We start from the raw sequence: 22950 nt of genomic DNA, 5'->3' as shown, positions 1-22950 counted from the left end.
TATAAACAAAATAGCATTTAAAATATTACCAAATTCTCACACGCTTTTCAGGTGCCAAGTACATTGGATCTCCTTCTTTAATATCAAAGGCTTCGTAAAACGCATCAATATTTTTTAAAGGTTGTGTTGCTCTCTGGATTCCTGGGGAATGTGGATCGGTTTTGATTTGAGTTCTAAGTGCATCCTCTCTGGATAAAGTCCTCCAAACGGTTGCCCAGCTCATAAAGAAACGTTGTTCTGGTGTAAATCCGTCAATATTATCAGGACGACCGTGTTTCGCAAAATCCAATTGCAAAGCATCATAAGCGCCAAGAACACCACCAAGATCACCAATATTTTCACCTAAAGTAAATTTACCGTTGATGTACACGCTGTCCAATACTTCAATACCGCTGTATTGCTCAGCTAAAGCATCAGCACGTTTGGTAAATTCCTCTAAATCTTTTTCTGTCCACCAATTTTTCAAGTTACCATCGCCATCATAACGCGCTCCAGAATCATCAAAAGCATGAGAGATTTCATGGCCAATGACCGCGCCAATACCACCATAATTCACAGCATCATCCGCGGTGTAATTATAGAACGGTGGCTGTAAAATAGCAGCAGGAAACACAATTTCGTTATTTCGTGGATTGAAATACGCATTTACTGTTTGTGGAGCCATCCCCCATTTTTTTCGATCCACAGGCTCATTGATTTCAGAGAAGTTTTTATCTCTGGCCCAATGGCTAACGGCCAACATATTTTGGGCATAGCCATTACCTTCTTTTATTTGAAGTTTTGAATAGTCTTCCCACTCATCAGGATAGGCAATCTTAACGGTAAATTTATCTAATTTTTCAATTGCTTTTTTCTTAGTATCCTCAGTCATCCAATCTAACTTCGTGATTCTGTTCTTGAACGCTTGGATCACGTTGGCAATCATTTCTTCAGCTTTGGCTTTCGCTTCTGGTGGAAATTTCGCCTCTACATAAACTTTTCCAATAGCCTCGCCAACAGAACGATCAACAGTAGCTAAGGCGCGCTCTTGTGCAGGACGTTGCTTTTGTACACCATTCAGTGTTTTGTCATAAAAATCCCAGTTTGCCTTCTCCATTTCTGTAGTTAAATAGCTAGCAGAATCGTTTAGAGTATTCCAAACCATTAAGGTTTTGAGGTCTTCAATAGGCGTTTGCTTTAAGAAATTTTGTAAAGAAGCCATGTATTTCGGTTGCATGACATTTACAGTTTCGATCTTTTTATCAATCTTTAAATCGTCCACCAATTTTTGCCAGTTGATGGCAGGAGTCATTTTTTGTAAATCTGCAAAAGACGTCGGATTGTTATAATTACGCGCATCTCTCATCGCCACTTTATCCAATCTTGGCTCGGCTAATTTGGTTTCCATCTCTAAAACCTTTTTTGCCGCAGCTTTTGCTTTCACTTCATCATAACCGATAAACTGAAGCATTCTCGTGATATGATCTACATATTGCTGTCTGATTTCCTTAGATTTCGCATCTTGATCCAAATAATAATCTCTTTGCAATCCTAGTCCGCCAGGAAAGATCCAAGCCATATTCATGCTACTGTCATTAAGGTTTGCTGACGACCCCAGGCCTGCAAAAGGTGCGCTCACGCCATCAACTGTGGCATAAACGGTTTGCACGTCATTAAGGTTTTTGATGCCGGCAATCGCTTTTAATGCAGGTTCAATGGGAGCAATTCCCGCATTATTTCTCGCCACCGAATCCAACTCACTTTTAAAAAGCAACAAGGCTTTCTTTTGGTCCGTGCCATCCGCATAAGTATTCTGTTCAATTGCGGTATTTACAATATTAAGGACGTCTTGACGGGTTTCCTTTCGCAAAACGCCGAAACCTCCCCAACGGGTTTCATCATCAGGAATCGTGGTGTTTTTCTCCCAGTTTCCATTAACATATTTGTAGAAATCGTCTTTCGGACTGACAGAAGTGTCCATGTTTTCGAGTACAATTCCTGGAATTTTTTCGTCCGCCATTGCCGTGTCCTTTTTTGGTTCGTCTTTACAACCCACAAGGGTCGCAAATACTAAACCAGTAGTCGCCAACGCGTACTTAAGATTGGTTTTCATAGTGTTTAAGTGTTTAATTTGACTAAAAATAGTTATTATAAGAAGCTTGTTGCTCGTTTTTGTTACATATTAACAAGAAATTAAGAGAGTTTTTGACGGTTTTCAGTCAGCAGTCTTCAGTCTTCAGTCAGCAGTATTTAGTCTGAAGTGTTCGATTAGCAGTCATTTAAAAATTCGTCCGTACCGAGAAGGCACGTTCATGTAATCAACAATCTTCAATCTGCAATCAGCAATCTTAACCTCACACCTAATCCCTAATACCTCATCCCTAATGCCTACTTCACCGGCACCTGAATCTGCTGCGCTTCCTTTTCAAACTTTTTGTTGATTTGAAGTTTCAGATTGACATCTGCGACAAGCAATTCTTTGATGGCTTCCAATAGCTCTTTTTTCTTAATGTTATCGAGATTGGCAAGGTCTTGCAGCCTTAGTAAATTGGTTTCTAAAACCGTCATTCGTGAGCGTATTGCTGGTGTGTTAACGCTTTCAGGCTGGCCTGCTTTTAATTCGTTAATAAACTCTTGCATGATTTTCTTCTCGACCTTAAAAAACGAAAGGTTTGCCTTCTTTAAAAGCTCAATATTAACTTGTAAATCCTGATATTTTTGCCAATCCCTAATAGCCTGTTCACTATCGGGACTCAAAATATAATCTGTATAGTTGAGTTTTTCAATATCCTCTGCAGTAACAGCAAAGGCGTTTTCCTGATTTTCAGAAGGTAGGTCTTCAACCTTTGGCTCAGATTTACAACCAATAAAAATTAAGATACTTAATAACAAGAGTTGTTTCATACCACAAAGACATTTGAAAATAGATGATTAGCGTTCAAAGGTAAATAAACTAAAGTTATCTTCATTTATTAGCTTTTCAATTATTGATCTCATTCAACTAAATTTAATTCAACACAAAATAGTTTTAGGGGCAATGCGATTGAAACACATTTTTTATCTTGGCCCAAGTTTTAAATGTGTTTATGAAATCATCTAACAGAAAAATCACTTTCAAGGTTCTTTTTGGCTATATCGCACTGGGGATATTAGCGGCAATTTCAGGATGGCTGGTGTTTTCTGAATTGGGCAATTTTACCGCTACCCAAACTGACGACCTCAAAGAACGTCATAAACTCATAAAAATAAGTGGTTTGGTGGCCGATATTTATGAGAATGAAAGCTTGGCCAGAGCAGCGCTTCAGATGAATACGGACGAAAAATTTAGTGCCTATATTTCGCAAAATGATAGTCTTATTACCACTATTGACACCTTGATGGTTTTAGTGAACAATCCTTATCAAAAGGCACTTTTAGATAGTGTGAAAGTAATTTTCGACAAAAAACAACAAGACCTGAATGAGTTGAGACGTCTTAAAAACACAAGCAGCTCTGAAAACTCCATCGAACAAACCATTAACAAACTAAAGACTATTGATCCTATTTTAGGAAAATCGACCTTAGAAGATCTTGTGGAAAATCCGAAGGGAATGGATCCCAAGACCAAAGAGGTCTTAGAGGATTGGGTGACCTATTTAAATGAAGTCAAAACAAAAGATCCTGTAAACGAAGTCGATCAAAAGGAAATTGACTCCATCGTGACCACTTCACGCAACATGCTCAATAAAATTCAAAAAGATTTCGCTGCGCAAAAGCAATCCTTGATGCTTAAGGAGCGCGAACTGGTGGAAAACGATTTGACAACCTCTCGTCAATTAAGAAATCTGCTTCGCACATTGGAACGTGAGATGGTCGCCTCTTCTCAAAGTATCATTACCCAACGTCAAAAAGCACTGGATAGAGGCACGACGATCATTTCATTGTCGGCCATTGTCAGTTTTATTTTGGTCACCATTTTTTCATTTATCATTTTAAATGATTTTTGGAAAAGTCAGGAGTATCGCGATGAACTTGAAAAATCCAATGCCTACACCAACTCCCTATTAAAAAGCAGGGAGCAATTGATCAATATGGTCAGTCATGATTTACGATCGCCATTGAGCACCATTTCTGGCTATAGTGAATTGCTGCACAAAACCGCGCAAAACAGCAAAGAGGAAAACTATTTGGACCATATTAAAAATGCTTCCAGTTATATGAGTCAATTAGTGGATGACCTCTTAGAGTTTTCCAAATTGGAAGATGGTCATATTACAATTGAGATGGTGCCTTTCTGCCTCAATAGTCTTGTGGATGAAACCACTGAAAACATTAAGGCCATTTACGCCGACAAACCTATTGAACTCATCATAAATCAAGACCCAGCGCTTGACATTACGATTGCCTCCGATCCTTTCCGAGTGAAACAAATTTTATACAATCTTATCGGCAATGCCTATAAATTCACTGATAAAGGCAGTATTACCGTCAGCACTAAATTGCAGGTAAAAAACAGAGCTTATAGTGCCGTCATAAACGTTTCCGATACAGGTATTGGCATTAGTAAAGAGAAACAACACGATATTTTTAATGCCTTTACCCAAGTTAACGAAATCAGTAATGCCAAAAATTCCGGTTTTGGTCTGGGATTAGCGATTTCAAAAAAACTAGTGAATTTATTAAAAGGTCAATTGACTTTAGAGAGCGCACCTGGAAAAGGAAGCAGTTTTGAATTCTTTTTTCCGGTAAAGCTTTCTGATCAACCTTTGGAGATTAAAGCAGTCACACCATCCAACGCAAATTTCAAATTAAAAGCCGTCGTGGTGGATGATGATGTGTCACTGCGCCAACTCATCGTTGATATTTTAGAGCAACATGAAGTGACCACTCATGCCTTTGAAGATGCCAAAGCAGCACTTTCCGCATTGGAAAACCTGTCTTATGACGTGATCATTACCGACATTCAATTGCCAAAAATGAATGGTTTTCATTTTATGGAAACCGTAAAACAATTACCATTTTATAAACAGCAACCCATTATTGCCATGACGGGCAGAAAGGATATTGATACGGAAGAATATCTCAACAGTGGCTTCTCAAAAGTGGTTTACAAACCTTTTGAAGCCCACATTTGGTTTGATATTTTAAGTGAATTATTTCCAGAAAGCATCACACAACCTGAAGAAGATCATAAAAAAACAACTTTCCGATCCGACTATTTTGACACCAATTCCATCGCCGGATTTTTAAATTATGATGAAGAGGCTTTAAAATCGCTTTTAGAATTATTTTTAAAAGACACCAAAAAACACATGGCCGAGTTAAAATTGGCGCAACAGCAAAACGACCTGCAAACCATCAAGGACCTGAGTCATCGCATGCTCACGATGTTTAAGCAATTAAAAGCCACTACTGTGGTGCCTCACCTAGAAATATTAGAGCAGAGCCCTGTTGTGGACAATCAACTTTTAGAAGCGTTAGAAATTAAGCTCACGGCTTTTTGTGAGGACATGGAAGCTTATATCACTCCAAATCATACTCCTTGAGTTTGTTGTAAAGTGTTTTTCGGGAAAAATTAAGCAATTTTGCCGCTTGGGTTTTATTGTTGTTGGCCTCTTGAAGGACTTTTAAGATCAACTCCTTCTCATTCGTTTTTGCAGAAAAAGAAGGTGGCGTTACTTCTTTTATAGGTGCAGCAGACAATTCATGGGGAAGCACTTCCTTTTGAATTACATGACCAGTGGTCAATAAAGTGGCACGTTTGATAACGTTGGAAAGCTCACGCAAATTCCCTGGCCAAGAATAGGTTTGGAATATTTTTAAAACTTCTGGAGAAAAACCGATGATGGATTTGTTCAATTGCTGATTGGCATTTTCCAAAAAGAAATCGGCATAAAGAATAAGATCATCCCGGCGTTCTTGCAAATTAGGAACTTTGATAAAAAACTCATTCAATCGGTGGTATAAATCTTCTCTAAAATCGCCTTGCTCCACGGCTTTCAGTAAATCCTCATTAGTCGCCGTCAACAATCGAATATCGACTTCAATTTCGTCATTACTTCCGATAGGTTTGACACGTCTCTCCTGAAGTGCTCGCAATAATTGAATTTGGTTTTCGTAAGTTAAATTCCCCACCTCATCCAAAAATAAGGTACCACCGTTGGCGGCTTCAAAATGGCCTATTTTATCATTGATGGCTCCTGTAAAAGAGCCTTTTTTATGTCCAAAAAATTCGCTAGCCGCTATTTCCTTTGGAATGGCGCCACAGTCGACCGCAATAAAAGGCTTATTTTTTCTCGAGCTTTTTAAATGAATGGCTTTAGCGACCACTTCCTTACCTGTTCCACTTTCGCCTGAAATCAAAACCGACATGTTTGTAGGTGCCACCAGATTAATATGATCATACAACACCTTTGAGGCGGCGCTAATCCCAGTTACAAACCCTGCCTCAGCTTTAGATTGATTTTTTGGTGTGGAAGGTGTTGGGTCTTGTGGTGTTTTTGTTTGATGTTTTTCGTTCAACGCATTTTTCACGACCTGCAATACCTCTTCCGGATTAAATGGTTTAGAGATATAATCAAAAGCACCATCTTTCATGGCTTTAACAGCGGTGGAAACTTCGGCGTAACCTGTCATCAGAACCACAGGAACAGAAGCGTCCTTGGTTTTAATATGGTTCAATAATGCAATCCCATCGCCATCAGGAAGTCGGAGATCAGTAAACACCAAATCAAAAGTCGAATTCTTAACTTTCGTTTTGGCATCTTCAAGGGTGTAAGCTAAGGTAACCTCATGCTGATGGCGCTCCAAAAAACGTCGTAACATTTCAGAAAAACTGACATCATCTTCAACCAACAAAATCGCGCTCATAGCTTGTTCATTTTTACAAAAATATCAAGTTAAACTCAGTAAACCTTCTAAAAAAAACATAAAAAAAAAGGACGTTCTATAAAAACGTCCTTTTTCTGCTTAAATAAAGTGGATTCTTAGTCTTTTTTAATCCAGTGTCCATCCTTATCAGCGTACACCGTTGATGCCGCTCCATCAACGGTAATCTCTAATTTATATTCTTGCTTATGGTTGACATAAGCTTTATTAAGAGTCGCGGTCTGAAAATCGGCTGCCAATGCATCTTTTACAGCTTTTGGAAGCGCTGTGGTTTTTATTTCCTTATAATCGTCCTGTACGGCTACCACTATTTCATCGGTTTGTTTGATTGCAAATGCTGATGTGGCATAGGTTGATAGTCCTCCCAATACGATTGCTGCTGTTAAAATTACTTTTTTCATGATGTTATATGTTTTAAATGTTTATTTGAGATATGTTATACTACTATACTATAATCGATGGAACTTATTCCTTTTCAATCCAGTTTCCGTCCTTGTCAGCGTATACGGATGACTTCGCGCCATCAACAGTAATGTCCAATTTATACTCTTGCGCATCATTTACATAAGCTTTATCAAGCGTGGCAGTTGGAAAATCTGCTGCCAAAGCATCTCTCACAGCTTGTGGAAGTGCATCTACTTTAATTTCTTTATATTCTTGATTTATGGTTATCATTATGGCATCTGTTGTATTCATTGCGAATGCTGAAGTTGCATAAGTTGATAATCCTCCTAATACGATTGCTACTGATAAAACTACCTTTTTCATAATCTTTTAAATTTTATTGTTTAACTGTTATTTGTTTGTTGTGTTATTATCTAATAAGAAATAAACATGCCATTGCAGCGATCAGCATGAAGCAGACCTCTAGAAATCTGATTATCAGAACAATAACTAGATTTACCGGGATTTTTAATTTTTGAAAAGTGTGTAAAAACTCAATTTTCACGTAACAGTCCGTGTAAAAATTATACAATGATCTACTTTTGAGAGGTTTTAGTTAAACATGACATTATATGAATCATAAATTCATTCCATAAAACAGGATAATCTTCATCAAAAAACTTTGTACTTTTGCCTTCAAATCTATCAACAATGGCTCAAAAAATTCTAATTATTGGCGCAGGTGGCCAAATTGGCTCTGAATTAACGCTTAAATTACGAAGCATTCATGGCGATGAAAATGTTATCGCATCAGACATCAATTATAACAATCTTGACTTAGTCAATTCAGGAATTTTTGAAATTGTTGACGCACAAGATTACGGTTCAATCTTGCTTTGTGTAGAAAAACATCAGATCGACACCGTTTATTTAATGGCCGCTATGTTAAGTGCTACGGGAGAAAAGTACCCTATGAAAGCTTGGGACTTGAATATGAATTCCTTATTTCATGTTTTAAATCTTGCGAAGGCTAAATTTATAAGTAAAGTATTCTGGCCATCCAGTATTGCCGTTTTTGGACCAACCACTCCTAAAGATAATACACCTCAGCACACCGTTATGGAGCCTACAACAGTTTATGGGATGACCAAACAAGTGGGCGAACGTTGGTGCGAATATTATTATGATAAATACGGTGTTGACGTGCGCAGTATCCGCTATCCGGGAATCATTAGCTGGAAAACCATGCCAGGAGGCGGCACCACAGATTATGCTGTTGAAATTTATCACAAAGCCATCACTGATGGAAAATATGAAAGTTTCCTATCAGAAAACACCGAATTGCCAATGATGTTTATGGATGACGCCATTGATGCGACCATTCAAATTATGGATGCACCTGCTGAATCATTATCTATTAGATCATCTTATAACTTGGCCGCCATGAGTTTTACACCTAAAGACATCGCTGCTGAAATTAAAAATCACATCAAGGATTTTACCATTACCTATAATCCGGATTTCAGACAGCAGATTGCCGATACATGGCCAAAATCAATTGATGACAGTCTTGCCAGAAAAGATTGGAACTGGAACCATCAGTTCGATCTCAAAAAAATGAGCGCTGAAATGTTGACCGAATTAGGCAAAAAATACGCTACTTCCGAAAAATAATTTTCAAAAGATGATGACATTCTATTGATTTAAGAGATGCACCCTTAAATGAGGTATCATTCTCTTAAATCCATAGTGTCATGAATTCTAAATTAGCACCAATTATTAGTGCTTCTATTGGCTTATTGCTGGTTGTTGGAAGCTTTTTTATAAATGACTTCTCCACGTCTGAAGATCTTGATGTTACTATCAAAAAAGCAGATGTCATCATGCCTGCAGCGCATCGGGTTTATGCCAACATGAAGATGCCGTAGCCCACATATAAAAAACAACTCCCAAACAAAACACTGACAACCTCATTTAGGTCTTGTTTTTTCTGGGAGTTATTAGATAACACTTAAGTGCCGTGGATTACATTTTCGGATAAGTATTGATTTCTGTCTCAATTACTTTTCCATATTTTTCAGCAATCTTTTTTATTTCTGAGGCTTTTCCAATTAAGACAATCTGTAGTTTATCCTTCGGGAAATAGGTTTCAATAATTTGATTGGCTTTTTTCAGATCCAAGGCATCAACCGTTTTTTGAAAATTGTTGATAAAGGATTTATCCAAATCATACCAAAACATTTCTCCTAAAAGCACCGAAAGCTGTGTAGCCGTTTCATATTTAGGTGGAAATTGTCCTTTTACATAATTTTTGGCCGAAGCTAACGATTGCTCATCCAAACCTTTGCTATGCAGTGTATTTAAGACCTCCAAGGCTTTGTCAATGGCTGGCTCGGTCGTTTCGTTTGCCGTAAATGTCGAAATCGTAAAGGACCCGCCGTATTTCAACGCATCAAACCTACTATTGGCACCATAGGTTAACCCAGAATTAACTCTTAATTCATCGTTTAACATGGAGGTAAATCGGCCACCAAATAGGGTGTTGATAATGGAGATATCTACAAATTCTGGATTATTTCTGCTAATGCCTGGCGATCCAATATAGAATGTTGTTTCCTTTGCATCGTCCTTGTTTACCAATAATACCCTTGATTCCGAAAAAACAGGAAGTGGTTTTGAGGCCAAGTTGACTTTTGGGATTGCCGATTTTTTCCATTCGGAAAACAATTTGGTAATCATGGTTTTCATTTCCCTACTGGAAAAATCGCCCACAATGCTTATCGCTGAACCATTTGGGGAATAATTGGCACTGTAAAACTCCTTTAAATCTGAAGCTTTTAAGGCGCCTACGGTTGCTACAGTCCCTTGAGGGATATTGCCATAAACGTGATTGCCATAGATCAATTGGTCAAAATAGGAAGGAATGATGCTTCTTGGGCTTTCCTTTTGTCGTTCTAAACCAACAAGCGCGCGATTTTTTTCCTTCTCAAATTCTGCTGCGTCAAACGTAGGATAAAGCAAGATGTCTTTAACAATGTTCAATATTTCTTTTGAGTCCTTGGCCGCAAATTTTGCATTTAGGGAAGCATATTCCTTGCGCGCCGTGGTATTGATGTTGGCACCAACAAAATCCAGCGCTTCATCCAATTGCGTTTTGGTATAATTCTTTGTACCCAATTTAAGCGCATCGGCAGTAAAAGAGGCTAAACCAGCCTTTTCGCCATCGTATATAGCTCCCGCAGGAAGGATCACATTAAGTGCAATTACAGGAACTTCATGCTGTTCCATCAAATTAACGACAAGACCATTAGGCAATGTAAAGCTCGTGTAATTAGGCAATTGAAATGCTTGTGCCACTATAATTGCCGGAGTTGCCAGCAGTACTATTATAATTAGAATTACTTTTTTCATCAGATTTCTACCTTAATTTTCAACATTTGATTTTAAAACTCCCACAGTCCTATTGCTTTTTGAAAAATATTTTTTAGCAACATCTTGAATATCCTTTACCGTAACTTTATTATAGTTTTCAGGAGCACTGAACATTTTTTTATAATCCCCAAAAAAGACTTCGTAGGTACCAAGCGTATTGGATTTACCATTGATCGTTTCCGTCTGGCTGTAAAACTCCATTAATTTCTGATTCTTAACTTTCTGAAGTTCAGCTGGACTGATGCCGTCTGTTATTATTTTATCGATTTCGATATAAATTGCCTTTTCCAAATCAGACTCATTTACATTTCTATTTGCAACTGCTCCAATAGAAAACAAGCTAGGGTCGAATGAAGTATCAAAAGATGTAAATACTTGTGTGGCCAATTGTTGTTTATCCACCAATTCTGAATATAATCGCGAGGACTGCCCATTACCCAAAATGGAACTCAACATACTGAGTGCATAGTAATCTTCATTTTTGGTTTCTGGCGTATGGTATGAAATCAAAAGGTAAGGCGTGGCGACATCTCTCTGCTCCGTAATGCGACGCTCTCCTGTTTGTTTCGGTTCAACGATATGCACTTTTGGTGGTTCTGGCTGTGAAGGAATAGGTTCCAAATATTTTTCGGCCAAGGCTTTTACCTTGTCAAATTTAAGTGCTCCCGAAACGATCACCACAGCATTGTTTGGCGCATAATACGTCTTGAAATAGCGTTCCAAATCAGCTTGGGTCCAATTTTTCATGTCATCTTCATAACCAATCACTGGCCAATGGTACGGATGTTCCTGAAAGGCGGTAGCCTGAACTGTTTCAAACAACTGTCTCCAAGGGGAATTCTCAAGGCCGGTTCTGCGCTCGCTTAACACCACACCGCGCTCACTTTCTACCATGGAAGGATCGATGCTCAAATTGGCAATACGATCACTTTCCAGATCGAACATGACCTCGGCTGCTGAAGCTGGGAACCAGTCCGTATAAACTGTTACGTCTGAAGTTGTATAGGCATTATTGGAACCGCCATTGAACTCCATAGTTTGATCGAACATTTTAGGACCATATTTTTTGGCGCCATTAAACATCATATGTTCAAAAAAATGGGATAAGCCCGTAATGCCTTGATATTCATTACGGCTGCCCACTTTGTAAAACAAATACATATTAGCATTGGGAATGGAAAAATCCTCAACAACTAAAAATTTCATTCCGTTTTTTAAAGTAAACGTTTTAACATCATCAACCTTCATTTGTGCGCTGCCTAAATGTGAAGCACCCAGAAGGAATAAAAGCAATAGTTTTTTCATATAGTAAAGCAATGGTTTATAAGACTTTTTTATAAAGTGATGAAATTTACGAGATTTAGTCGCAACAAAATAATTATTCGAGTTTTGATTTAAAATCTAGCCCTTGACTGAAAAGTATAAACAAGTTAGAAATTAACCTGATTTGAATATGGAGGCCATAATTTGGTTCTTACTATATAATTGGCAGTCTAACATACATTCTTAAAAGCGTTTCCTAGTTAAAGTAAAACGGCTTTTATAAAAACATTCTATAATCTAAATAAAATCGGTAGGTTTATTTCAATTAATTGCTGGAATTGGGAATATAAAATTAGACTCAAAAAAGGTCATCCAAAATGAATGACCCTTTTACTACTTTATCGAAGGCTAATTCAAATTAAAGTATTACTACTAATCTCAAAATTTTTAAATATCTAAACTGTTAAGAAGGTCTTTCAACTTTTCTTCTGAAGGTCTTGGTGCATCGTAAGCAACAATATTACCTTGTGGATCCAACAGGATAAAACGTGGAATGCCATAGATGTAATAATCCGCAAAGAACTGTGATTCTGTCGCATTATCAGCCATTAACTGGATGCCGTGCATGTTTTTGTCCTTGATCATTTTACGCCATTTCTGTTCATCTTTAGGCTGATCAGCAGAAATACTCAAAAATTTGATGTTTTTGCCTTCATATTGCTTTTCAACTTTGGCCAAAAATGGAATTTCATAAATACAAGGCACACACCAAGTTGCCCAAACGTCAATATATACATAGCTGCCTCTATAATCGGCTAAAGAACTTTTACCACCATTGTAATTGGTATAATTTTTAAAATCAGGAGAAGGCTTCCCTTGGCCCAACTTGGCATTGATTTCCAATTGCTCTTGGTGTTGTCCTTCCATGTTGATTTTAAATTCCTCTATGTCTGCTCTTTCTTTGGCTACAAAAGCGGAGTCTAGAACATTTGCTTTCTTATCCAATTCTGTATTAAAATCTTTTAAAAACTTGTGGGTCGTCGTATTGAAATCTTCGGCATTCAAGCCTAAGTACTCTTTATAATCTTCTCCAAAAAGTCCTGCTACATGCTTAGACTTAAATTTTAAAAAGTTGTTTTCATCTTCGCCCTTTCCTTTAAAAGTGATGGTTTCCTGAATTTTTTCGGAATCAAAATCCACTTGAAGATCCATGTCATTTTTAAGATACATCACAAAGATGTTGTTATAAACAGCATTGTACGAGGTTGGCTTATCCAACTTTAAAGTGTCTCTAAAGTTTCCATCTTTGTCCACTTCAATAATTACTGATTTTGAAGTTTCAGGATTGTAAAGACGAAGACTAATACTGTCATTTACATTCTTGATAGTACCGTGAATCACGGCATAATCTTTAGGAACATGTGGTTCTTGCTTACAAGAAGCAAACAACACGATCATTGCAATTACTACTAAATTTCTCATCTGTATTATTCTTATTTATTAATATCCAGGATTTTGGACGATGTTAGTATTACCAATCCTTACCTGAGAAGTCATTGGCAATATAAATTTATCTTTAGAAGTCAAAGTCGACTTAATGGTTGACGCACTAAGATTGCCTAAGATATCATAACGAACAACATCAAACCATGGCTCGCCATTTTCAAAAAACAATTCCAAAAGTTTTTCCTGACGAATGTCTTCTAGCAAAGTAGTCTTATTTGAAAGCGTTTTCTCAGCTACGCCTGCCCGCAATCTGATCGTATTTAAACTCTCTAAGGCCGCCTCAAGATCTCCTCCAACACGTCTTGCTTCCGCTTCAGCGTGAATCAAATAGAACTCTCCTAAACGCAAGTGGTAAATGGTATTGTTTTGTCCTCCCGAAGTCGTTCCAAACGGATATTTACCTTGCGTATTTACACCTTGAGTATCATCAGAATAAGCATAACTAAAACGTGGATCATAACCAGAGCCTTCTTCAAATAGATCGCCATCGTTAGAAGTTCCCACTTGAGCATCAGCTAAACTTCTTAAGCTTTCACTAAAAGTTGTTCTGTTGATCAAACCCATTTGGCTTCCTCCTTCAGCACCTTTTCCGGAGAATGGTGCGAAAATAACTTCTGAAGAGTTAAAACTGTTCATGAAAATACTTCCATAATTAGCTTCCAAGGCATAACCTTCGCCATTATTGATCACTTCTTCTGCAAGTGTTGCAGCCGTGTCAAAATTGCCTAAGTACAATTCTACTTTAGCCAATAATGCTTTTGCGGCTAAACTACCAGAATAATAATGATCCACATAAACAGGCCCATTTTCGGAGGCATATTGTAAATCAGATTGGATCTGTGCGTAAACTTCTTTTACGGAATTTCTTGGTTGTGCGACGATCTCATTAGCAAATTCGGTTCTTACAACCACACCATAGGGGGAGTTAATATCGTAGAACTGTCCAAAATAACGCAATAAGTTAAAATAGGTAAACGCGCGTTGAAATTTGGCTTCAGAAATCATTTCTGCTTTACGCGAATCAGATATATCAATGGCTTTTCCTGCTTCCAATTCTTGAATCAAGAAATTGCTCAAATTTATGATTTTGTACAATCCATTGTAAAGGTTGGTCAAATATATGTTTTGAACAGGCACTTCATTGGTGTTAAAACCCTGATAACCCGACAAGCCGTTTCCAACAATGCGTCCTTCATTTCCATAAGCTGCTAAATACAGCGGGAAGTTACTGACGTCAAATTCACGACCCAAATCATAAACGCCATTAAGAACGGACTGCGCTGAGGCGGCATCTCTAACTGCATTTTCTTCAGTCAATTGATTGATAGGCTTGATATCATCAATGCTACAACTCGTAGCCAAGACGATGATTGACAAGCAGAGGATTGATTTTAATAATGTGCTATATGTTTTCATTTAGATATGTTTTTTTAGAATTGAAGTTGAACACCTACAGAGAATGATTTAGCCAATGGATACGGATCTTCGTTATTCACTTGGTCAATGATGCCACCTCTTTCTGAAAAAGTTTCAGGATCAATACCTGGCCATTTGGTCCATGTCAATAAGTTGGTTCCTGTAAGCATTAATTTCGCATCGCTAACTCCGATTTTTTTCATGAGTTGCGGATTGAAATTGTAGCTCAACTGTAAACTTTTTAATCTCAAATATGAAGTGTCATACATATATCTGTCTGAAATACGTCCACTTGCAGAAGGATCAAAATAAAGTGCTCTTGCATAACGAGCGTTAGGAGTTTCTGGTGTCCAGGTGTTCAATGCATATTCACTGTATTTGTTTTCTCCCAATTGGTTGAAAGTTCCCCTTGGAATAGCATCCCAAAGCGATTCAGCACCAACAGAGTACTGTAGCAATGCTGACAAACTAAAGCTTTTGTAGGTGAAGGTATTTGAGATTCCTCCAAAATAATCAGGTTCAATATTACCGATAATCTCGCGGTCGTCAACAGTAATGCGTCCATCACCATTAGTATCTGCATACATATAATCACCAGCTCCCGTTGAGAATTGATCGTAAACTCCCGTTGGAGATGCATCGTTTAAGGCATCAACTTCATCTTGTGATTGGAAAATTTTGGTCACTTTATAACCTTTAATGGTTCCGACCGGTTGACCTTCAACAAAATAATCTAATTGGTATGGGTTGATGTTAGAACCATTTAGTTTATCTAATTTGTTTCTGTTAATTGAAAAATTGACATTGGCAGTCCACAAGAAATCTTCAGTTTTGATGATATCTCCACCCAAACTTACTTCCACACCTCTATTGCTCACATCTACAAAGTTTGCATAATACAAAGTAGAACCCAACTCATAAGGAATTGGCGTAGGAACCAAGCCTCCTTTAGTCTTTCTGCTATAGACATCCACACCACCTCTTAAACGCGATTTGAAAAATTCAAAATCCAAACCGAGGTTAATTTCCTCAGTTTCTTCCCAACCCACATTTTTATTAGGAAAGTTATTGCTAAATACTAGTGCAGAATTCCCTTGATAAAGATCATTGGAGTCTGATTTTAAAAACTGTAAGTATGCAAAATCAGAGATGTTAGTAGAACCAACACGTCCTGCACTTGCTCTTAATTTTAAGACGTTGACCGTTTCATTCTTTGCAAGAAATTCTTCATTGGCAATATTCCAGCTCACAGACAACGATGGAAAACTAGCACGTTGGTTGCTTGGGCCAAATTTTGAAGACGCATCCGTTCTATAATTGAGCGTTGCATTGTATAGATTTCTGTAACGGTAAGTCACACGAGAGAACAGAGAGTTCATCCCATTTTCCACTCGGTTGCTGCTATAAGCCTGAACAGATTCGGCAGAAGATCCGTTAATAAGAACATAGTCATCTGGAAATCCTGCGTAAAACTGGCTACTTCTCTCCAGATTAGTTCGATCCCAAGCGGCACCCACCATAAAATTAAAATGGTGATTAGCAGACAGTGTTAAGTCATAGTTGGCTTGCAAATTACTAGTGATATTAGACACCATCGTATTCGATTCGTTCAAATAAGATTCGTTTGGAGCGCCAAAATAGGTTTGTGTTCTTTTTGGAATAAATGAACTATTGTCGGTATAAAAAACAGCGGCGTTGACATCTGCTTTAACTTTCAAATGTTTTACTGGCTCAATTTCTATATAGGAATTTCCAATAAAGTTGTAATTTTTGTTATTGGTTTTGTTTTGCAAACGCAATAATGGACTCGGCTCAAAAGTTTCAAATCCGTAAGCATAATCTGGCTGCGCCAATAACTGTCCGTTGGCATCGTACACAGGTAAGTCAGGACGTGCACGTGCAATCGAGGTATTGATGGTATACTCTCCAAACAAATCATCTTCTCCAGAATTTGACTCTGTATGACCTATATTAATCGATCCACCCACTTTTACACGTTTGGCCACATCGGTATCCAAGGACATGCCCAAAGTATATTGTTTTAAGCCATCTCTTACAGTCAAACCATCTTGATCAACAAACCCTAAGCTCAATGCATAGTTGGTTTTTTCACTACCACCCGCAACACTCACGTTAGCTTGTTTGGTTATGGCTAAACTTCTGAAAACTTCCTTGTTCCAATTGGTATTTGCCTTTCCAAAATATTCTTCACGCAAACCACCATAATTGACCATGAATGTATCAAAATCAAGTTCAACATTGCCTATATTATCCAAATCAAAAGCAAAGAAAGGATCTAATTGACCAGCGTTCATGGCATCCACACTGTTTCCGATCATCAGATCATAAAAATTACGATATTGATTAGCGTCCAAAACTTTGACTGTATTAATAGGTTGCGCCAAAGTGGTAGCATAAGATAAATTTATGGAGGCCGCTTGGTTACGTTTTCCTTTTTTGGTATTAATAATGATCACACCATTCGCACCACGAGATCCATAAATGGAGGTTGCAGCAGCATCCTTTAAAACATCAAAACTTTCAATGTCGGCAGGATTCAAGGTTAACAAGGCATTTGAAGCACCTGCACCATCAATATTAAAAGGTATCCCATCAATAACATATAAAGGTTGGTTCAAACCTGCAGAAGAAAAAGGCGAGGTCACCCCTCTAATATTCAAACGCACGGGAGATCCTGGACGTCCAGTACCTTGGGACACTTGCACACCTTTTACCAAACCACCAAGAGCGCGGTCAAAACCAACACTTCCGGTAGCAGCTTGTACAATGTTTTCTGTTTTTAAAGAAGATACCGCTCCTGTAACGTCTTCACGTTTTTGCTCGCCGTAACCGATCAATACCACTTCATCCAACTGGCTAAAATCTTCTTTCATAACCACATCAACAATTGTGCTATCTCCTAGAGTAATACGTTGGGTTTGATATCCTAATGAAGAGAAAACCAAAACTTGGCCATTACCTGGCACTTTTATGAAATATTCCCCATTATAATTGGAAACAGTCCCAGCATGAGTGCCTTCAAGAACCACGGTAACGCCCGCCATAGGCATCCCCGTTTCATCAATGATAATACCATTAAACTCACGTTCTTGAATAATTTGAGCCGTTACAGAAGGCTCTAGTGGAGCACCTGCTTTTTTCAATACGATTTGATTGCCCAAAATTTGATAGGTCATCCCCTTATTTTGAAACAACTGCGACAACAATTCCATAACCCTAAGATTATCAGCATTGACGGACACTTTTTGTCGTACATCCAAGTCCTTAGTATTGTAGAAAAAATGCAAATCGGTTTGATCTTCGATTTGTTGAAATATTTGCGTCATTGAAACGGCATCTTCATTCATCGTTACTTTCTGGTTTTGGCCATAACTATTAGAGGCATTAACTTGCAACAGACTGACAAACAAAAAGAGGAGAGAAAATTTCATCTTCAGATGGGATTGGTTCAAAATGCACGAAAGCACATTTTTAATTCGTTGTTTTTTCATAAGTTTACATCGATTTAATTGGTTAACAAACGGTTGAATCACTAATTAATACTGAGGAAGGTGTTGGCGCATCTTCCTTTTTTTCTCATTCCCACGTAGGTGGGAATCTTATAATGTTTCTACTAATCCCATAGCTATCGGGAGGAATCTCATCTTATTTCGGTTTGGTAATCGTTACTACACCATTCTTTATATTATAATCAAACTCTATATAGGTCTGAAATGTTTTTAAAACTTGATCAATAGTTTCACTTTTAAAGGTCGCTGTAATGTTGATGTCATCAAGTGCACTATAAGTGTTATTGAACGTTACATTATATTTGCGTTCTAATTTATTCTCGATCACGACAAAAGGATCATCTACAAAAACCAATTGTCCTTGTACCCATGCCACATATTTTTGAACGTTTACTGGGATTAATTCTAATTGATCACCATTAAAAAACACTTTTTGATTAGGCTCTAAGACTTTAGAATCCTGAGCAGACAATTTGTTATGTGCTGCCACTTTTCCTTCTACCAATACGGTAAAGGTTTTATGATCATCTTTATAAGCCGACACATTGAAAAGTGTTCCTAAAACTTCGACATCCATATCTTGTGTATTGACTATAAATGGATGCTCTTTATTTCTGACAACATCAAAAAAAGCCTCACCGTTTAAGTACACTGTGCGATTTTTCTCATTGGCAATAAACTGAACTGGATACCTAAGTTCTGAGCCCGCATTCAATGTGACTTTAGACCCGTCAGACAAGGTAATGCCAAAAGTTTTTCCGTAAGGCACTTTTAAGGTGTTATAGCGAAGAACTGTTTCTGTAGAATCCTGAACATAAACCAACTCGTGATCTTTTTGCTCCGATACTTTATGTCCTGAGGCATTGTTTATGACGGCATTTTGACCTTCATTAACGATTTGAATCGTCCCATCTTCCAATTGTAAAACAATTTGTGTTTCACTTGGCAAGTGCACCACATCAGCGGTACGCTGATAAATGCCATAGCCGATAATGGAAACCCCAACAAATATGGCCGCATATTTCAAGAGGTTTAGAAAGCCACCAGAACCTTTACTGCGATTGATTTCCTTGAGGACGTTCTGATAGGCTTTTTCCGCATCCACATGACCATTCAAGCTGTTCAATTCATGGTTGACCCGTACAAGTTCCTTGAATTTCTTTTGGTTCTTTGGTTTTTGGAGCCACCGCTTCAAAAGCTCCAAATCTTCATTGGAAACAGAATCGTTTAAATATGTAATGATAATCTTTTTCAAAATATGCTTGACTTATTTACACCTATGATGCGCAAAAAATGATTTACCCTTAAGAAATTTTAAAATTATTTTAATAAAAGGTATTAAATTTACCATCGCGTTGAAAAAAAGCGTTGAATTCAACCGTCTATTTTGAAGCTGCCGAACGGCAGACATCTATTTCAATGGCTTCCGAAACGTCGGGATTCAAAATAGAGTTTCGTTAATTAATATTAACTTCATCGCAAATTTCACAGAATCCGCAATGAATGACACTAGTTTAATTGGGCAAATAAAAGAAGGTAACACTTTGGCTTTCAAGTATTTTTTTGAGCGTCATTACCGTCCGCTATGCTCCTATTTGGTCAATTTCACCAATGATATTCATGCCGCAGAAGACCTAGCACAATTGGTTTTTGTGGATTTCTGGAACAAACGCGACACGATTGAAATCCGCTCTTCAGTAAAAAGCTATTTATATAAAATGGCCTACAACCAATTTCTGACCAGATTGCGTCAAAAAAAGAAAGAAGGCAGCGTTTTGGAACAGCTCAAATATGAAGCCCTCCAAACCATTGCCGTACCCACCGAAGCTGAACTGGAACAAAAAAACCAACGTTTATGGCGTGTGATCGAACAATTACCAGAGCGTTGCCAAGAAATCGTCAAACTCAAGATGGAGGGCTTGAAATACCGGGAAATCGCAGAATCCTTGGGACTTTCCATAAAAACCGTGGAATCCCAAATGCGGGTGGCGTTTATAAAAATTCGAGAAGATTATAAAGAAGATTTGTTGTTGTTTGTGTTGATGATGGACTAAGGTTTGTATAAATAAAGAAGCACCTTAATTTGATTAAATTGCCCTTGATGACCACTAAATTTCCCATACTTCGCTCAATAACTGGCGACAGAACCCACCGGATTTTGTTCCTGTTATTTGGCTTCGATACCACTTCATAATCACAACATAATCGATTGATCCACAACTATATTAACATTTTTTAAGAAATATTAAAACTTGTGTTAATACCTTCCCAAATAAGATTTTTTTAAGATAATTTTGAGAGTGATGTTTGTAAATTAGTGAGGAACTTAAAAATCAAATATTATGAAAACCACAATAGAAAAAGCAAAGGAACAAGCACATAAAGACACCGTAAACGTATTGCAAGGTATTTTAGAAAAGAACTATGACGCCGAAAAAGGTTATAAAAAAGCGATGCAAGATGCGAAAACACCTGCATTAAAAAACTTCTTACAAAAACAAGCCGTACAACGCAGTCATTTTGCAACAGCCATTGATAAAGAACTGCGCGATCTCGATGAAACTCCAATAGAAAGTGGTAGTCTAACTGGAACATTGCACCGCGCATGGATTGAAATTAAAAGCTCAGTAGCGGGCAATGACGATGCAGCGGTATTGGAAGAAGTGATTCGTGGAGAAAAAGCAAGTGTTGATGAATATCAAGAGGTCATGAAAAATAACACTCTAGCCCCAAAAATTAACAGTCTATTAAAATCGCAATTAAGTGATATTCAAGACACACTCAGTCGTGTAAAAACACTTGAAGATATAGTTTAAAAAATAATTATATAAAATTGGAAGCCGTCTCAAAACTAATTGAGACGGCTTTTTTATGAAATCACCTTCCAACTCACGAATGTAAAGCTCAAAGGAATAAATATTAATTTTAAACTTACATTAGGCCTATAAAAAGCTTATACCACTTCCCTGGAAGCTCTTATTTCCCTAGAACATCCAGTGCGCGTGTTGAGAAGAAATGGATAATTCATAAAACATAGAATTTGTCGGGTATTTGAATATCTCTAATAAATATGTTGAAGCTCATACCACAAAGGTATCTCCATCTTTAGTTCAAAAATTTGTAAGAGAGCGGATGGACTCTGTTTCTCCTATTGAAAATTAAACCGACATTACGACCTTCTGTTTTCAGGATAAATAACTGAATAACAAACGTTAACGTTGTGCCAAATGTGATTTCTTTAATACAATAATAAGAATTATATGCCTATACTATAGATAATCAAGAAATTATAAATTATGAAAACCACATTAGAAAAAGCAAGAGAAAAAACAAATAGAGATACCGTTAATGTTTTACAAATTATTATAACCAAGAATTATGATGCTCAAAAAGGCTATAGAAAAGCAATGGTTGACGTAAAAAATCCTGAATTAAAAACATTTTTACAACAACAAGCTCGACAACGTAGTAATTTTCTAACTGAAATTGATCAGGAAATTCGCAGCTTAAACGAAATTCCAAAAGAAAATGGCAGCAGAACTGGAACCTTGCACCGCGCTTGGATTGACGTTAAAAACTTTGTCGCTGGCAATAACGACGAGACTGTTCTTGAAGAAGTCATTCGTGGTGAGAAAGCGAAGATTAATGAATATCGAGATGTACTGAAAAGAAACACCTTAGCACCACAAATAATTAGCATGCTGCAATCGCAATTAAATGGCATTAAAAACACTCTTAAGCAAGTAAAAACACTTGACTTAGAAGTATCACTTAATTAGCAATATGCTAATCTACTTCGTTACCTAAAAAAACTTAAGACATTAGGACATAGGACGTAAGACAATACATTGTTAAAAAAGAGGTGTTGTGCTCAGAATGAATGAGTCTTATGTCTTACGCGATACACTGAGTTTATCGAAGCGTCCTTTTATCTTATGTCTATTTTGACCATTTGTCAGTTTACGGACAACCATTATTAGTAATGAAAAATTAAAATTGAAGACCTCTTGAAAACCTCCGTAATGGAGGTTTTTTTATGTTTTTACAGCCTCAATAAGAGCATTTATTTCAGATTGAGTTTACCGAACTTATTAAATCTAGGGAATTTATTTAGCGCGACTCTACTTTGAATTGTAATTCCATTACCAACTCCCACCGCCACCGCCACCAAATCCGCCACCCGATGAACCTCCTCCCGACGATCCACTGCTACTAGTAGTCGGCGAGCTGACCATTGTCGATTTAGCTGATGACATCGTATTGGCAAATGAATTGGAAAAACTATTCATCGTTAAAGGTACCGTTGATGATGAACTGTACCAAGTTGGCGGTGGTATGTTTAACGCTTCGAACTTGCTTGCCCATTTGTCAAACAAACCAAAAGCAAGGGCATAACCCATGGTGGTTTCAAAATAATGAGGATCTTCAATGATCAGCATTTTCAATTTGTTGATTTCGGCGACTTTGATGAATTGTCTAAACCCTTTCAATTCTGATAATGCGGTGTTTCCTTTCGCGTTCTTTTTAATCATGTGCTTGTTCATGATGATGAGCAAAATCGTCAGAATAACAT

18 protein-coding genes are annotated in these 22950 nt (G+C 37.5%); 6 read left to right on the top strand and 12 right to left on the bottom strand.

Annotated elements, in window-relative coordinates; translation table 11 throughout:
- Nucleotides 1-25 precede the first annotated feature (25 nt).
- Entirely contained in the window at nucleotides 26-2092 is a 2067-nt protein-coding gene (locus ACOH2D_RS15870) for a M13 family metallopeptidase (protein WP_348036360.1), read from the bottom strand.
- A gap of 275 nt (nucleotides 2093-2367) precedes the next feature.
- Nucleotides 2368-2883: a hypothetical protein gene (locus ACOH2D_RS15865; RefSeq protein ID WP_348036361.1), complete on the bottom strand. Its 516-nt coding sequence runs from the start codon at nucleotides 2881-2883 to the stop codon at nucleotides 2368-2370.
- A 182-nt stretch (nucleotides 2884-3065) separates the two neighbouring features.
- Between ACOH2D_RS15865 and ACOH2D_RS15860 the strand changes: the two genes are divergently transcribed.
- Complete coding sequence (locus ACOH2D_RS15860) at nucleotides 3066-5504, top strand: hybrid sensor histidine kinase/response regulator (protein WP_348036362.1); 2439 nt, start codon at nucleotides 3066-3068, stop codon at nucleotides 5502-5504.
- Here ACOH2D_RS15860 and ACOH2D_RS15855 read toward each other — a convergent pair.
- The 3 genes from ACOH2D_RS15855 to ACOH2D_RS15845 form a co-directional block, all read right to left on the bottom strand.
- A complete protein-coding gene (locus tag ACOH2D_RS15855) occupies nucleotides 5482-6828 on the bottom strand; it encodes a sigma-54-dependent transcriptional regulator (protein ID WP_348036363.1) in 1347 nt (448 codons plus the stop codon). The genes ACOH2D_RS15860 and ACOH2D_RS15855 overlap by 23 nt on opposite strands.
- A gap of 116 nt (nucleotides 6829-6944) precedes the next feature.
- Nucleotides 6945-7247, bottom strand: a complete 303-nt coding sequence (locus ACOH2D_RS15850; RefSeq protein ID WP_348036364.1) for a hypothetical protein — start codon at nucleotides 7245-7247, stop codon at nucleotides 6945-6947.
- A gap of 64 nt (nucleotides 7248-7311) precedes the next feature.
- Nucleotides 7312-7614 carry a hypothetical protein gene (locus tag ACOH2D_RS15845; protein WP_348036365.1) on the bottom strand — a complete coding sequence of 101 codons (303 nt, stop codon included), beginning with the start codon at nucleotides 7612-7614 and terminating at the stop codon, nucleotides 7312-7314.
- 327 nt (nucleotides 7615-7941) lie between these two features.
- Here ACOH2D_RS15845 and ACOH2D_RS15840 point away from each other — a divergent pair, with 327 nt between their 5' ends.
- Nucleotides 7942-8904: an NAD-dependent epimerase/dehydratase family protein gene (locus ACOH2D_RS15840; protein WP_348036366.1), complete on the top strand. Its 963-nt coding sequence runs from the start codon at nucleotides 7942-7944 to the stop codon at nucleotides 8902-8904.
- An 80-nt stretch (nucleotides 8905-8984) separates the two neighbouring features.
- Nucleotides 8985-9158 carry a hypothetical protein gene (locus ACOH2D_RS15835; RefSeq protein ID WP_449535836.1) on the top strand — a complete coding sequence of 58 codons (174 nt, stop codon included), beginning with the start codon at nucleotides 8985-8987 and terminating at the stop codon, nucleotides 9156-9158.
- Between the two features lie 97 nt (nucleotides 9159-9255).
- On the opposite strand, the gene ACOH2D_RS15830 is transcribed toward ACOH2D_RS15835, so the two are convergent.
- The 6 genes from ACOH2D_RS15830 to ACOH2D_RS15805 form a co-directional block, all read right to left on the bottom strand.
- Nucleotides 9256-10641 (bottom strand): M16 family metallopeptidase, encoded by a 1386-nt coding sequence (locus ACOH2D_RS15830; RefSeq protein ID WP_348036367.1) that lies wholly within the window; start codon nucleotides 10639-10641, stop codon nucleotides 9256-9258.
- A 12-nt stretch (nucleotides 10642-10653) separates the two neighbouring features.
- The gene (locus ACOH2D_RS15825) at nucleotides 10654-11967 is read right to left on the bottom strand and encodes a M16 family metallopeptidase (RefSeq protein ID WP_449535835.1); all 1314 of its coding nucleotides are present in this window, start codon (nucleotides 11965-11967) and stop codon (nucleotides 10654-10656) included.
- A 405-nt stretch (nucleotides 11968-12372) separates the two neighbouring features.
- Complete coding sequence (locus ACOH2D_RS15820; protein ID WP_449535834.1) at nucleotides 12373-13407, bottom strand: TlpA family protein disulfide reductase; 1035 nt, start codon at nucleotides 13405-13407, stop codon at nucleotides 12373-12375.
- 18 nt (nucleotides 13408-13425) lie between these two features.
- Nucleotides 13426-14847: a RagB/SusD family nutrient uptake outer membrane protein gene (locus ACOH2D_RS15815; RefSeq protein ID WP_348036370.1), complete on the bottom strand. Its 1422-nt coding sequence runs from the start codon at nucleotides 14845-14847 to the stop codon at nucleotides 13426-13428.
- 14 nt (nucleotides 14848-14861) lie between these two features.
- Nucleotides 14862-18359, bottom strand: coding sequence for a TonB-dependent receptor (locus ACOH2D_RS15810; RefSeq protein ID WP_449535833.1), 3498 nt, complete (start codon nucleotides 18357-18359; stop codon nucleotides 14862-14864).
- Nucleotides 18360-18513: 154 nt separating this feature from the next.
- Entirely contained in the window at nucleotides 18514-19632 is a 1119-nt protein-coding gene (locus tag ACOH2D_RS15805; protein WP_449535832.1) for a FecR family protein, read from the bottom strand.
- A gap of 244 nt (nucleotides 19633-19876) precedes the next feature.
- Between ACOH2D_RS15805 and ACOH2D_RS15800 the strand changes: the two genes are divergently transcribed.
- The 3 genes from ACOH2D_RS15800 (at nucleotide 19877) to ACOH2D_RS15790 (ending at nucleotide 22156) form a co-directional block, all read left to right on the top strand.
- Nucleotides 19877-20431, top strand: a complete 555-nt coding sequence (locus ACOH2D_RS15800; protein WP_449535831.1) for an RNA polymerase sigma factor — start codon at nucleotides 19877-19879, stop codon at nucleotides 20429-20431.
- A 288-nt stretch (nucleotides 20432-20719) separates the two neighbouring features.
- Nucleotides 20720-21193, top strand: coding sequence for a ferritin-like domain-containing protein (locus ACOH2D_RS15795; protein WP_348036374.1), 474 nt, complete (start codon nucleotides 20720-20722; stop codon nucleotides 21191-21193).
- A gap of 480 nt (nucleotides 21194-21673) precedes the next feature.
- Entirely contained in the window at nucleotides 21674-22156 is a 483-nt protein-coding gene (locus ACOH2D_RS15790; protein ID WP_449535830.1) for a ferritin-like domain-containing protein, read from the top strand.
- A gap of 363 nt (nucleotides 22157-22519) precedes the next feature.
- Here ACOH2D_RS15790 and ACOH2D_RS15785 read toward each other — a convergent pair.
- A partial coding sequence (locus tag ACOH2D_RS15785) for a DUF2207 family protein (protein WP_449535829.1) occupies nucleotides 22520-22950 on the bottom strand: 431 nt, incomplete at its 5' end.

Source organism: Gelidibacter sp., assembly GCF_053579655.1.
Note: the sequence above shows the minus strand (reverse complement) of the source record. Positions and strands in the feature narration are given on the sequence as shown.